This is a genomic window from Curtobacterium sp. PsM8, assembly GCF_030433875.1.
Lineage (GTDB): Bacteria > Actinomycetota > Actinomycetes > Actinomycetales > Microbacteriaceae > Curtobacterium.
Window position 1 is genome coordinate 20,622 of the sequence record NZ_JARUXD010000039.1, and the last position, 13,774, is coordinate 34,395.

The 13,774-nt window shown below is 70.6% G+C and carries 12 protein-coding genes; 1 reads left to right on the forward strand and 11 read right to left on the reverse strand.

All coding sequences use genetic code 11. The features are described 5' to 3' along the window. Nucleotides 1-30: 30 nt before the first annotated feature. From QCD68_RS10565 to iolC, 11 genes are all read right to left on the reverse strand, one after another. On the reverse strand, nt 31-438 hold the full coding sequence (locus QCD68_RS10565; RefSeq protein WP_111075700.1) for a tautomerase family protein: 408 nt from the start codon (nt 436-438) through the stop codon (nt 31-33). 169 nt (nt 439-607) lie between these two features. Continuing rightward, nucleotides 608-1,801, reverse strand: a complete 1,194-nt coding sequence (locus QCD68_RS10570) for a Gfo/Idh/MocA family protein (protein ID WP_301222991.1) — start codon at nt 1,799-1,801, stop codon at nt 608-610. 16 nt (nt 1,802-1,817) lie between these two features. After that, nucleotides 1,818-2,930 (reverse strand): transaldolase family protein, encoded by a 1,113-nt coding sequence (locus QCD68_RS10575; RefSeq protein ID WP_301222983.1) that lies wholly within the window; start codon nt 2,928-2,930, stop codon nt 1,818-1,820. Beyond that, nucleotides 2,927-3,796, reverse strand: coding sequence for a sugar phosphate isomerase/epimerase family protein (locus QCD68_RS10580; RefSeq protein WP_301222984.1), 870 nt, complete (start codon nt 3,794-3,796; stop codon nt 2,927-2,929). Before QCD68_RS10580 ends, QCD68_RS10575 begins: the two co-directional genes overlap by 4 nt. A 3-nt stretch (nt 3,797-3,799) precedes the next feature. Further along, nucleotides 3,800-4,888, reverse strand: a complete 1,089-nt coding sequence (locus tag QCD68_RS10585) for a Gfo/Idh/MocA family protein (protein WP_301222985.1) — start codon at nt 4,886-4,888, stop codon at nt 3,800-3,802. Between the two features lie 43 nt (nt 4,889-4,931). Further along, a complete protein-coding gene (locus QCD68_RS10590; RefSeq protein ID WP_301222986.1) occupies nt 4,932-5,885 on the reverse strand; it encodes a sugar phosphate isomerase/epimerase family protein in 954 nt (317 codons plus the stop codon). Nucleotides 5,886-5,918: 33 nt separating this feature from the next. Further along, the gene (iolD, locus tag QCD68_RS10595) at nt 5,919-7,808 is read right to left on the reverse strand and encodes a 3D-(3,5/4)-trihydroxycyclohexane-1,2-dione acylhydrolase (decyclizing) (protein WP_301222992.1); all 1,890 of its coding nucleotides are present in this window, start codon (nt 7,806-7,808) and stop codon (nt 5,919-5,921) included. A gap of 20 nt (nt 7,809-7,828) precedes the next feature. Further along, nucleotides 7,829-8,758, reverse strand: a complete 930-nt coding sequence (gene iolB, locus QCD68_RS10600) for a 5-deoxy-glucuronate isomerase (RefSeq protein ID WP_301222987.1) — start codon at nt 8,756-8,758, stop codon at nt 7,829-7,831. 7 nt (nt 8,759-8,765) lie between these two features. Then, the gene (locus QCD68_RS10605; RefSeq protein ID WP_301222988.1) at nt 8,766-10,304 is read right to left on the reverse strand and encodes a CoA-acylating methylmalonate-semialdehyde dehydrogenase; all 1,539 of its coding nucleotides are present in this window, start codon (nt 10,302-10,304) and stop codon (nt 8,766-8,768) included. Further along, nucleotides 10,301-11,290: a class I fructose-bisphosphate aldolase gene (locus QCD68_RS10610; protein WP_301222989.1), complete on the reverse strand. Its 990-nt coding sequence runs from the start codon at nt 11,288-11,290 to the stop codon at nt 10,301-10,303. Before QCD68_RS10610 ends, QCD68_RS10605 begins: the two co-directional genes overlap by 4 nt. After that, nucleotides 11,283-12,320 (reverse strand): 5-dehydro-2-deoxygluconokinase, encoded by a 1,038-nt coding sequence (gene iolC / locus QCD68_RS10615; RefSeq protein WP_301222990.1) that lies wholly within the window; start codon nt 12,318-12,320, stop codon nt 11,283-11,285. Before iolC ends, QCD68_RS10610 begins: the two co-directional genes overlap by 8 nt. A 174-nt stretch (nt 12,321-12,494) precedes the next feature. Between iolC and QCD68_RS10620 the strand changes: the two genes are divergently transcribed. Next, on the forward strand, nt 12,495-13,754 hold the full coding sequence (locus QCD68_RS10620) for a DNA recombination protein RmuC (RefSeq protein WP_253467627.1): 1,260 nt from the start codon (nt 12,495-12,497) through the stop codon (nt 13,752-13,754). Nucleotides 13,755-13,774 lie beyond the last annotated feature (20 nt).

Below are 13,774 nucleotides of genomic sequence, written 5' to 3' on the forward strand. Positions count from 1 at the left end.
GGCCCGGCCAGCTGGCGTCCGGCGTACCGGTCAGCTGGCGTCGGGGACGCCGAGCTCGCCGGTCAGGTACTGGGCACGACCGAAGCCGAACGACCAGTCCTGCGGACCGTTCTCGACGTACCCGATGAAGACGTCCTCGGACGCGACGCCGACCCCGGCGAGCGCGTCGTGGATCGCGGCGTAGAGCGCCTGCTTCGCCTCGTCGGACCGGCCGCGCTGGGTGAAGACCTGGATCATGACGACGCCCTCGGTCCGCTCGAAGCCGAGGCCGGCGTCCTGCGCGATGATCTGCGTCGCCGGGTGTTCGGTGATGATCTGGAAGCGGTCGCGCTCCGGGATCCCGTAGACGTCGACGATCGCCTGGTGCGTGGCGTCGGCGATCGCGCGGACCGCCTCGGGGGTGCGGCCGGTGGCGAGGTCGAATCGGACGAGCGGCATGGTGCCTCCTGCTTGTGGTGACTTTGTCAGGACATACTACCGCGCCAGTCGTGGTGCTCGCGATCCGGACAGCGACGCGCGACCAGACGACGGACGGGAGGCGCGTCACCGGCTGGTGACGTGCCTCCCGTCCGTCGTGTGGTCGTCGGGCAACGGCCCGTGGCTCTGGTCAGATCACCGGAGTCGGGGCGTCCGAGGTGAGCGGTCCGTCGACGCGAACCACGTCGTGCCACGCCCCGTCGGCGAGCGACGCTTCGGCCGCCTCCACGATCGACGCTGCCGCGAGCCCGTCCGCCACCGACGGCGCGAGCTGCTGGCCACTCCGGACGCTCGCCAGGAACTGCGCCGCCTCGATCGTCTTGAGGTCGTCGTAGCCCATCGCGGTGCCGGCTCCCGGTTGGAAGCGGGCGAACTCACCGTCCCCGGGCGCGACGTAGACGGTCGTGTAGCCGGCGGCCTCCTGCCCGTCGAGGCAGACCTGCAGTTCGTTCATCCGTTGGAAGTCCCATCGGATCGACCCGGCGGTGCCGTAGACCTCGATCGTGTACTCAGCGTGCGGGCCGTGCATGACGCGGCTGGAGTCCATCGTGCCGACCGCGCCGTCGTCGAAGCGGAAGAGCAGGGCGGCGTAGTCCTCGTTCTCGACGGGCTTGCGGTCGCCGGTCGCGGCAGCGCTGCGGTCGACGATCCCCGCACCGGAGAGCGGTCGCTCGGTGATGAACGTCTCGCCGAGGGCGGTGACGCTCGCGATCCGGCCGATTAGGTACTGCGCCAGGTCGAGGCCGTGCGAGAGCAGGTCGCCGAGGACCCCCGAACCGGCGCGTTCCCGTTCGAACCGCCAGGTGAGCGGGGCAGCTGGGTCGGACGAGTAGTCGGCGAGCAGGGAGCCGCGGACGTTCGTGATCCGTCCGAGTCGCCCGCTGCGGACGAGCTCACGGGCACGTTCGACCGCGGGTGCGTGCCGGTAGTTGAACCCGACGCTCGTGACGACCCCGGCCCGCTTGACGGCCTCGTGGATGTCGCGGGAGTCGCTGGCGTACCGGCCCATCGGCTTCTCGATCCAGAACGGTTTGCCGGCCTGCGCTGCGGCGACCGCCATCTCGCGGTGCAGGAAGTTCGGCGAGCAGATCGAGACGACGTCGACGTCCGGGTCGGCGAGGACCTCGTGCCAGTCGGCCACGGCACGTTCGTACCCGAGCCGTTCCGTGGCCTGCTCACGGGCCTCCGGAACCGGATCCGCCGCGACCACCAGGCGTGGGCGGAGCCCGAGTTCCGGGAAGTGGTCCGGCAGCGCCCGGTACGCGCGGGAGTGCAGGCGTCCCATCCACCCGACCGAGATGAGGCCGACCCCGATCGTGTCCATGACCATCGGCGTCGCCCTACTCGGCCAGGACGATGATGTCGCGGACGAGGGCGTCGAGCTTCGCGTCGGCGTCCAGGAACTGCCGCAGCGTCTTGACCGTGGCGCCGAACCGGTCGAACTCGTCGATGGTCATGCCGTCGACGTCGTGGCCGCGGGCGAACTCCGGCGTCGCCCGGCGGAGCGCGTCGACGACGTGCGCCGGCACCTCGTCGTCGATGGCGTCGGGGCGGAACGGGAACGCGTTGTCGTTGATGTCCTTCGTCCACTGGAACGGCGGCGACACGACGAGGTCCCCGCCCTGGAACTCGGACCACTGCAGCGCGTTGCGGAAGGCCGCGACGAGGACCCGCGAGCGGAACCCGCGCTCCTGGAACACCCGGTACGCGTTCTTCACCGCGGCGACGCCGGCCCACTCCAGGTACCCGGGGTCGATCATCACGTGGTCGCGCGCGACGACGGTCTTCAGCCAGTCGTCGAGCCGACCGGCCATCAGCGTGACGACGTGTCCGAACTCCTGCTCGGGCAGACCGTCGGCGGCGCGGCGGTCGAGGGCGCGCTCGATGGCCTCACCGACGGCGACGACCTGGGCCACCGTGAACGAGACGGTCGCGTTGATCGAGACGCCGCGGTACGCGGCTTCCTCGATGGCCGCGATGCCGACCTTCGTCGCGGGGATCTTCACGATGATGTTCGGCGCGAGGCCCGAGAAGCGCACCGCCTGCTCCACGAGGGCGTCACGGTCGCGGTGCAGACGCGGATCGGTCTGCATCGAGAGCCGACCGTTGCGGCCACCCGAGGCCTCGAACGCCGGCAGCAGCTGCGCGGCGGCGTTGACCGAGAGCTCCTCGACGGCCATCCAACCGAGCGCGGACTCCCCCGCGGTCGGGTGCTCCTCGGCGAGCTGTCGGATGCGCGGTACCCACACCTCGGGGTCCTGCTGGATGCAGGTGTAGGCGATGACCGGGTTGCACGTCGCCCCGACCGCTCCGTACTCCGAGATCGCCGTCGCCAGCTCGTGCGGGTCGGCGGAGTCGTTCCACAGTGCCGTCGGGGTCTGCTCCGTGGCCTGCAGGGTGACCGGACGGGTGTCGACCACGGCCGCCCCTCGGGCCTCGAGTGTGCTCGTCATCGGTGGAGTCCCTTCGTGATCTGGTCGAGCTGGAACCGCGACACCGCGTCGGCGTTCTCGTCCTCGGCGAAGACGCTGGACACGGCGACGGTGTCGTCGCGGCCGGAGAAGCCGACGCGGTCGAGCGCACGCCAGAACGCGTCGAAGTCGACGTCGCCCTGCCCGACCGGCAGGTGCTGGTGGACCCGGACCGGGTTGCCCGGCGGGTTCGTGATGTACCGGAGGCCGTGCGAACGACGGTGGTCGTACGCGTCGGCGACGTGGATCAACTGCAGCGAGTCACCGGCGGCGTCGATGACCGCGTCCATGTCGCCGCCGTAGTGGAAGGTGTGGCAGGCGACGTAGACGAACCCGATGTTCTTCGAGTTGAGCCCGCGGATCACCCGGAGTGCCTCGAGCCCGTCCTCGACGAAGTCGTCGGGGTGCGGGTCGATCAGCACCCGGAGGTCCGCGTCCTCGATGATCGGCAGCAGTTCCTCCATCGCCCAGTAGAACTGCGCCTCGGAGTCCTCGGCACGCTCCGGACGACCGGAGAACTCGGTGTTGATGGTGTCCACGCCGAGTCGCTTGGTGATCTCGATGACGCGCTTCCACTGCTTGACGGCGGTCTCACGCGTCTCGCGGTCGGGCCCGGACCAGCGGAGCACCGGCAGGACGGAGGCCACCTGGACTCCGGCGTCGGCACAGGCGGCCGCGAACGCGTCGACCAGGTCGTCGTCCGCCTTCGGGTGCCGGTGGAACGGGATGAAGTCCCGGTGCGGCGTCAGCTGCAGGTACTCGTAGCCGAGGTCGGCGACCTTCCGCGGGAACTCGAGCAGACCCAGGTCGTGGTGGAACGGGGTCGGGTCGAGCGCGATCTTCGGCACGGACTACACCCTGGCCGTCGCGTCGGCCGTCGCGTCGGCCGCTGCCGTCGCGTCGGCTGCTGCCGTGGCGTCGTAGAACGCCGGCTTCGTCACCGCGTACTCGACGTGCTCGGTCGCGCCGGACTGCTGTGCACGGACCGCAACCTCGGCGACGACGGACGCGGTGTAGCCGTCCCAGGCACTCGGGCCGTCGATGCCGCCGTCGCGGGCCGCGTCCACCCAGCGCTGCACCTCTTCGTCGTAGGCCGCGGCGAACCGTTCCTTGAACGACGGCGTGACGCCCTGCCCGGAGACCCCGGCGGACACGATCGTCTGCGAGGTGTCGCGACCGATGTAGGCGACGCCGGACTCGAACACGGCGTCGGTCGTGACCTGGTAGCCGAACTGGGCGTTCACGTTGATCTCGACGATCGCCATCGTCCCGGACTCGGTGGTGAACAGCACGAACTGCGGCTCGGGCAGGTCGGCCGGGGCCAGCGAGTTCTTCCGCGGCTTCTTGACCTCGACACTCGTGATCGCCTCACCCGTCAGGAACGGGATGATGTCGATCTCGTGGATCACCGAGTCGTGGATGAGCATCGACTCGCTGAAGTTCGGCGGGGTCGTCGGGTTCCGGTGGGCGTGGTGCAGGGCGAGCAGCGCGCCGTTCGCGCCGGACTCGCGCAGCGCCTTGAGCTCCTGGTACCCGCTGTCGAAGCGGCGCATGAACCCGACCTGGATGATCGGCCGGCTGGCGTGCTCCTGCTCGAGTTCCACGATGCGCAGGCTGTCCTCGGCGCTGGTCGTGAGCGGCTTCTCGCAGAGGACGGCGAGACCCCGCTCGAGTGCGGTCACCAGGATCGGCTCGTGCAGGAACCCGGGGGTCGCGATGATGACGCCGTCGATCTCGGTGGCGGCGAGCGCCTCCTCGAAGGAGGCCGCGGTGATCGCCCCCGGCGCCAGTGCGGCAGCGGCAGCAGCCCGGCTGGCATCCGGTTCGACGACCGCGACGACGTCGGCGTTCGAGATCTTGGCGGTGATGCGGCGGACGTGGTCGGCGCCCATCATGCCTGCGCCGACGACGGCGACGCGGAGGTTCTGCGTGGTGGTCATGGTGTTCTTCTCCTGGGGTTGCTGACGCTGCGTGGACGGCGCGTCAGGAGGCGCGCGCGGCGGAGGTGGCGCCGAAGATGTGCTGGAAGGTGCGCTCGGCGATCGGGCCCGGAGCATCGACCGAGCAGCCGTACATGTCCTGCTCGACGATCCCGAAGACCTCGGGGTTGATCGCGGCCACGGCCTCGATGATCGGGGCGAGTTCCGGGGTGCCGTGCGGCGGCTCGGTCATGATGCCCTGCGACACGGCGGTCGCGAACGGCACGTCGTTCTTCAGCACGTCGAACAGCAGGTCCGTGTCGACCTGCTTGAGGTGCAGGTAACCGATGCGCTCCGGATGGGCGGCGATGAGCTTGAGGTTGTCGCCGCCGTAGTAGGCGAAGTGCCCGGTGTCGAGGCAGAGGTTCGTGTACTCGGGGTTCGTGACCTCCAGGAACCGCACGGTTTCCTTGTACGTCCCGACGTGGCTGTCGGCATGGGTGTGGAACTGCTGGTGCACGCCGTACTCCTCGAGCAGCGCCTTGCCCAGCTGGTCGTGACCGCGGCCGAGTCGCTCCCACTGCTCGTCGGTGAGCGTTCGGGCTTCGAGCACCTCTTCGGTGGCGTCGGAGCGCCAGAGGTCCGGGATCGTCACCAGGTGCTCTGCGCCCAACTTCGCCGCCAGGCCCGCGACGGCGACCGCCTGATCCCAGGCGCGCTGGAACTGGTCCTCGCCCTTGTGGAACCCGGTGAACACGGTGCCCGCCGAGAGCTTGAGCCCGCGGGACTCGAGCTCGTCGGACAGCTGCGAGGGGTCGGTCGGCAGGTACCCGTACGGTCCGAGCTCGATCCACCGGTACCCGGCGGCGGCGGCTTCGTCGAGGAAGCGCTGCCACGGGACCTGGTTCGGGTCGTCGGGGAACCACACGCCCCACGAGTCCGGGGCGGTGCCGATGCGGATCGAGGCGGGCGCCGCGTCGGTGGCGGGGGTGCCGATGGGGGTGGCGGTGTCGGTCATGACGTCGCTGTCGCTTTCTGTCTCGGATCGGGTTCAGCCGAGCAGCGGACGCTGCGCGGTGACCTGCTGCTCGTACTCGGCGCGGGCGGCTTGTGTGCTGGGGAGGGTGGAGGTCTGCGCGACCGGCACGTCCCACCAGCCGTCGCCCTCGGGCGCGTAGACCAGTGGGTCGGAGTTGATGTGGACGAGGGTGGTGTGGTCGTTCGCCTTCGCCTGGCGGACCGCTGCCGTGAGGTCGGCGATGCTGTCCGGGCCGGGCTGGACCTCGATCACGTCGACGCCGTAGGACCGGGCGTTGGCTGCCAGGTCGACCGGCAGCGGCTCGCCGTCCTCGAACGACCGGGTCTCGTCCAGGTAGCGGTACTTCGTGCCGTAGCGCTCCGAGCCGACGGTCTCCGACAGGTGGCCGATCGACGCGTACCCGTGGTTCTGGATGAGCACGACGATGATCTTGATGCCCTCGGCGACCGCGGTCACGAGCTCGGTGTGCAGCATCAGGTACGAGCCGTCTCCGACCATGACGATCGCGTCGCGGTCCGGGGCCCCACGGCGGACGCCGATGCCGCCGGCGATCTCGTAGCCCATGCACGAGAACGCGTACTCGACGTGGTACCCGAGAGCGTCGCGGACCCGCCAGAGCTTGTGCAGGTCGCCGGGCAGCGACCCTGCGGCCTGGATGACCACGTCACGTGGGTCGGTGGCCGCCTGGACGGCGCCGATGATCTCGGCCTGTCCGGGCAGGTCGGCCCGCGACGGCGTGAACGCGTCGTCGACGACGGCGTCCCACTCCCGCTTCCGGTCCCGGACCTCGGCGGCGTAGCCGGCGTCGACCGCGTACGACGCCTCGGCGGTGAGTGCCGTCGTCAGCGCGACCAGGGCCTCCCGGGCGTCGGCGATCACCGGCAGCTGCGTGCCGTGCTTGTAGGCGTCGAAGGACGCCACGTTGACGTTGACGAAGGTGACGTCCGGGTCCTGGAAGGCGGTGCGTGAGGCCGTCGTGAAGTCGCTGTAGCGCGTGCCGATGCCGATCACCACGTCGGCCTGGGCCGCGACGGCGTTGGCGGCGGCCGTGCCGGTCGCGCCGATGCCGCCGAGGTACTGCGGGTGGTCCCAGACCAGCGATCCACCGCCGGCCTGCGAGGTGCCGACCGGGATCCCGGTGGCCTCCACGAAGCGGCGGAGCTCGTCCTCGGCACCGGAGTAGAGGACACCGCCACCCGCCACGATGACCGGACGCTTCGCCTGCCGGATCGCCGCGGCCGCGCGCTCGAGCGGACCGGTCTCGGGCAACGGGCGGCGGATGTGCCACTCACGGGGCTGCAGGAACGCGACCGGGACGTCGAGCTGTTCGGCCTGGACGTCCTCGGGCAGGGCGATCGTCACCGCACCCGTCTCGGCCGGGTCGGTGAGGACCCGCATGGCCTGGAGCGCGATCGAGAAGAGCTGCTCGGGGCGGACCACCCGGTCGAAGAAGCGCGAGAGCGGTCGGAACGCGTCCGTCACCTGGATCGAGGTGTCGTGCGGCATCTCGATCTGCTGCAGCACCGGGTCCGTGGTGCGCGTGGCGAAGGTGTCCGAGGGCAGCAGCAGCGCCGGCAGCCGGTTCGTCGTGGCGAGCGCCGCCGCGGTGAGCATGTTGGCGGCACCTGGCCCGACCGAGGCGGTGGCGGCGAAGGTCGCGCGACGGCGGTGCATCCGGGCGAACCCGACGGCCTCGTGCACCATCGCCTGCTCGTTGCGGGCCTGGTGGTACGGCAGCAGTCCGGGCTGTTCGACGTGGAGCTGCTTGATCGCCTGCCCGAGTCCGGCGACGTTGCCGTGCCCGAAGATGCCGAAGATGCCCGGGATCGTGCGCTCGCGGACGTCGCCGTCCACCGTCCACTGGTTGGCCAGGAACTCGACGAGTGCCTGGCCGACGGTCATGCGACGGGTCGTGGTGGTGGTCACACGTCCTCCTTGAGGTAGGGCAGGCGGGGGTCGAGGGACTCGGACTCCCAGAGCTGACGGACCCACCCGTGGGCGGGGTCGTCGGTGATGTTCCAGACGCGTTCCGGTCCGGGTCCGGCCATCACGTTGAGGTAGTACATGTCGTAGCCCGGAGCCGCGACCGCGGGGCCGTGCCAGCCGTACGGGACCAGGGCGACGTCGCCGGTCCGGACCTGGCGGAACTCGTCGATCGGTCGGTCGTCCGAGGCCGAGGTCCGGTGCAACGCGAACGGGTCGGCGGTGTCCGGGGCGACGTGCTCGGAGCCGCGGGCGACGGCGGACTCGTAGTAGTAGATCTCCTCGAGCTCGGACTCCTGACCGGGCCGTTCGGTGTCGTGCTTGTGCGCCGGCCACGAGGACCAGTTGCCCGCGGGGGTGATGACCTCGCACACGATCAACCGCGCGGCGTCGAGTGCCGCGGGGGTGCCGAAGTTGTGGACCTGCCGGCTCGACTGCCCGGCTCCCCGCAGTTCGACGGGCACGTCCCGCCGCGGGATGTACGTCGTGGGCTTGACCGTGTCGGTGGGGGCTTCGGCGACCGCGACCCGACCGACGCCGGTGATCACCGCGGCGGTGCCGGAGCCGAGGTACAGGACGTCTGTCGGGCCCTCGAACACGCTCGCGCGTCCCTCGAGCTCCTGCACGGCGCCGCCCGCCGTCCCCGCGCTGTTGTCCGCCACAGCATCGTCGTACGTCACGGTGAAGCTGCCGGCGAGCGGCACCACGATCCGTTCGACGGCGCCGGCACCCAGGCGCAGCGACCCGCCGTCGCGCAGCGTGCCCGTCCGGAGCCCGGTGTGCGCCCAGCCCGGCACGCGCCCGTCGATCACGTCGGTCCAGCCGTCCTCCGGCCGGGACCCCCGCGGGTTGAACCAGTTGTCGGTCATCGTCGGATCAGCCGTTCGACGGGAAGCCGAGGTCGACGCCGCCGTGCGACGGGTCGAGCCACCGGGAGGTGATCGCCTTCTGCCGCGTGAAGAAGCTGACGCCGTCCGCGCCGTACGCCTTGTGGTCACCGAACAGCGAGTTCTTCCACCCGCCGAACGAGTAGTAGGCCACGGGCACCGGGATCGGGACGTTGATGCCGATCATGCCGACCTGCACGTCGCGCTGGAACCGTCGGGCGGCCCCGCCGTCGTTCGTGAAGATCGCCGTGCCGTTGCCGTACGCGCCGCCGTTGATGAGCGCCAGCCCTTCTTCGTAGGACTCCACGCGGACGACGCTCAGCACCGGGCCGAAGATCTCCTCGGTGTAGACGCGGCTCGACGTCGGCACCTTGTCGATCAGCGTCGGGCCGAGCCAGAAGCCGTTCTCGTCCCCGTCGGGACGGACGGTGCGGCCGTCCACCACGATGACCGCACCGTCCTGCTCAGCGACCTCGATGTACGAGGCGACCTTGTCGCGGTGCTGCTCGGTGACGAGCGGCCCCATGTCGCAGCCGCGGCGACCGTCACCGATGCGCAGCGTGGCGGCCCGCTCGGCGATCTTGGCGATGAGCTCGTCGGCGACGGGCTCGACCGCGACGACGACCGAGATCGCCATGCAGCGCTCACCGGCGGAACCGAAGCCCGCGTTGATGGCGTTGTCCGCGACCAGGTCCAGATCGGCATCGGGCAGCACGAGCATGTGGTTCTTGGCGCCACCGAGGGCCTGCACGCGCTTGCCGTGCTTCGTCCCGGTCTCGTAGACGTACTGCGCGATCGGGGTCGACCCGACGAACGAGATCGACTCGACGTCGGGGCTGGTCAGGAGTCCGTCGACCGCGACCTTGTCGCCGTTCAGCACCGTGAAGACGCCGGCCGGCAGTCCGGCCTCGGTGAACTTCGACGCCAGCCAGATGGCCGCGGACGGGTCCTTCTCGCTCGGCTTCAGCACGACGGTGTTGCCGGCGGCGATGGCGATCGGCAGGAACCAGAGCGGCACCATCGCCGGGAAGTTGAAGGGGCTGATGATGCCCACGACGCCGAGCGGCTGACGGATCGAGTAGACGTCGATGCCGGTCGACACCTGGTCGGAGAACTCGCCCTTGAGCAGCTGCGGGATGCTCGTCGCCAGCTCGACGACCTCTTGCCCGCGGGCGATCTCCCCGAGCGCGTCGGAGACGACCTTGCCGTGCTCGCTCGTGATGATCTCGGCCAGCTCGGCCTTGTCGCGGTTCAGGATCTCGCGGAACGAGAACATGATCTGCTGCCGCTTGCTCAGCGACAGCTCGCTCCACGCCGGGAACGCGGCCTTGGCGCTGGCGATCGCCGCCTGCACCTCGCGCTCGTCGGCGAGCGCGACCTGCTTCGTGACGACGCCCCGGGCGGGGTCGTACACGGGCGCGGTCCGGCCGGAGGTCGAGGGGACGTGGGCGCCGTCGATCCAGTGCCCGACGGTCGCGCCGTCGGTGGTCTCGCCGGTGGTCGTGGTGGGTGCGCTCGTGGTGGTCATGCGTTGCTTCCTTCCGAGACGGGCTCGTTCATGCTCGCGGAGCCGACGGGGCCCGTGGTGGCGTCGTGCAGGTCGGTGGACAGATCGCGGGAGGGCGTCCCCCTGTGGACGAGCCCCGCGGCCACGTCGACCGCACCCGCCACGTCGTCGTCCGACGGGTAGAGGAGCGTCCGACCGACGACGAGTCCACGGACGCCCGGCAGCGCGAGGGCGTCGGCCCACTTGGCGTAGGTCTCGAGCGGACGGGACGCCGGGTCGCCGCCGAGCAGGAGCGTCGGCAGCGTCGTCGCGGCCATCACGCGCTCCATGTCGTCGACGACGGGGATCTTCAACCAGCTGTAAGCGCTCGACTCCCCCAGGCCGGCGGCGATCGCCATCGAGGTGATCACGGCCTCGGCCGACAGGTCGTTCACGACGCTGCCGTCACGGTGCTCGGACATGAACGGTTCGAGCATGATCGGCAGGCGGCGCGAGGCGGCCTCGGTCACGGCCTTCGCAGTGGCCTCGAGCGTCGGGGCGGTCCCGGCGTCGGACAGGGCCACGCGGATGAGCAGCTTCGCGAAGTCGAACCCGGAGTCGGCGATCGACGCGGCCGAGTACGCCGTGTACCGGTCGTCCATCTCGAACGTCGCACCGCGGAGTCCACCCCGGTTCATCGAGCCGACGACCACCTTGTCGTCGAGCGCGCCGAGGAGCGCCAGGTCCTCGAGGATGTCGGGCGTCCCGAGCACCCCGTCGACACCGGGTCGGCCGAGGGCGACGACGAGCCGTTCCAGCAGGTCGTAGCGGTTGGCCATCGCGGACGGGTCGTCCCGCACCGCGAGTGCACCGCGGGCGGGGTGGTCCGCAGCCACGATGAAGAGCTTGCCGTCCTCGCCCAGGAGGGGGCGCCTCCGTCGCGAGGCGAGGACCGAGGCGATCCGCTCGGGGTGACCAGCGCGGGTGTCGCGCAGGCGGTCGAAGTCGGAACTGGTCAGCTCAGGCATGGAGAGCCTCCTCGGTGTTGGTTCCCTCGGCGTTGGTTCCCTCGGTCGCCGCGCCCTGCGTCGGGTTGCTCCGCAGGAAGGCGTCGATCTCGTCGCTCGTCGGCATCGCGGTCGAGCACTCGAAGCGGGTGGCGACGATCGCGCCGGCCGCGTTGGCGAACGACAGGACCCGCTCGAGTCCCCAGCCCTGCAGCAGCCCGTGCGTGAGCGCCCCGCCGAACCCGTCGCCGGAACCGAGGCCGTTGGCCACGTCGACACGGTGCGGACGGACCTCGACGAACTCGTCGCGGGTCTTCGCCAGCACGCCCTTCGGTCCCTGCTTGACGATCGCGATCTCGACCCCGCGCTCCAGCAGCGCGTCGGCGGCGCGCACCGGGTCGGTCTCGCCGACGGCGACCTCGCACTCCTCGCGGTTGCCGACCGCGACGGTCGCGTGCTCGAGGGCGACGGCGACCTCGCGGGTCGCGGCGGCCGGCGTCGACCAGAACATCGAGCGGTAGTCCAGGTCCAGCACGGTGTGCACCTTGGTGGCGTGTTCCGACGCGCTCCGCGCCGCGTAGGCGACGTGGTGCGCGGTCCGACTCGGCTCTTCGCTGAGCCCAGTGACGGTGGTCCAGAAGACGCGGGCCCGTTCGATCTCGTGCAGCGGCAGGCTCTTCGCGGTGATCATCAGGTCCGGCGCCTTCGGAGCGCGGTAGAAGTAGAGCGGGAAGTCGTCCGGTGGGAAGACCTCGCAGAACGCGACCGGCGTGTTCAGTCCGTCGACCGTGGCGACGAAGTCGTTGGCGACGCCGAACTCGGGGAGCGTCCGGGCGATGTACCGGCCGAACGGGTCGTTGCCGGTGCGGGTGATGACGGCGGTGTCGGCTCCGTGCCGGGCCGCCGCGATCGCGACGTTCGTGGCACTGCCGCCCACCGACTTCGAGAACGTCTCGACGTCTTCGAGGGGGCCGGTCTGCTGCGGGTAGATGTCAACGCTGACGCGTCCCATCGTGATCACGTCGTAGGCGTGCGGTGCTTCGATCGTCATGCGACAGCAGGACCTTCCGTGCGGCTTCATCGTCGGACGAGCACGACTGTACACGACGCTTGGCCTAATGTCATGACATGGTTCGATCGGCCGTCCTGGCGCGGTGGTCTGTCCCCGCTCGGTGCGGTCACAGACGGGAGGCGCGGTGTCGGTGGGTCCTGCCAGGGTCGCGTCATGCAGATCCTCGCCCTGGTCATCGGCCTCGTGCTCGGCGCCCTCGTCGGCGCACTCGTCGCGTGGACACTCGCCAAGTCCCGCGCCGGGGTCGACGCCGCGGTCGCCCGAGCCACGGCCGAGGCGCTCCGGTCCCAGCTCGAGGAGTCACGGAACGACGCCGACGGCCGGCTCGACGCGCAGGACACGCAGTACCGCCGACAGGTCGACTCCCTCGAACGCCGCGCGGCCGAGCTCGAGCACCTGGTGCAGCGTCTGCACGGCGCGGAGTCCGCTCGGGCGCAGGACGAGTCCAAGGTCCTGACGGCTCTGAGTCCGGTCGCCGACACACTGCAGGTCATGCGCGAGAAGATCGCGGAACTCGAACGGTCCCGCAGCGAGCAGTACGGCGCGATCTCCGCCCAGCTCCGGTCCGCGGCCGAGTCGGAAGAACGTCTCCGCGCCACGGCCGAGACGCTCGCCGGTGCCCTGTCGTCGAACAGCACGCGCGGGGTCTGGGGCGAGACGCAGCTGCGCAACGTGGTCGAGGCCGCCGGACTGCTCGAACGCGTCGACTTCGACGTGCAGTCCGCCGTGACGACCTCCGCCGGCGCCGCTCGTCCGGACATGATCGTGCACCTGCCCGGCGGCAAGTCGATCGCCGTCGACGCGAAGGTGCCGTTCGCCGCGTACCTGCAGGCCTCCGAGATCCCAGCCAGCGCCACGGGAGCCGAAGCCGCCCGTCGTGAGCAGCTGATGGCCCAGCACGTCAAGGCGCTCCGGGCGCATGTCGACGCCCTGGCTGCGCGGGAGTACTGGTCCGGCTACGACGCCTCACCGGAGCTGACGGTCGCGTTCATCCCGTCCGAGTCACTCATCGCCAGTGCCCTGGCCGCCGACCCGGGGCTGCTCGACCACGCGTTCCGGAAGCGTGTGGCGCTCGCCTCCCCCGTCACACTGTGGTCGGTGCTGAAGACCGTCGCGTTCTCGTGGCAGCAGGACGTCGTCACGCAGGAGGCGCGCGAACTCTTCACGATCTCCCGCGAACTGCACGGTCGCCTGGCGACGATGGCCACCCACGTGGACAAGCTCGGCCGCTCGATCCGGGGCAGCGTCGTCGACTACAACCGCTTCGTGGGGTCGCTCGAGCGGCAGGTGCTGCCGAGTGCGCGGCGGCTGTCGCTGCTCGACGAGTCGAAGGTGATCGCGGACCCGGCGAGCATCGAGGACGAGCCGCGGCTGTTGACCGCGCCGGAGCTCGTCAGCGCGACTGAGGACTGAGTGCGGCGGGCGCCCCGGCG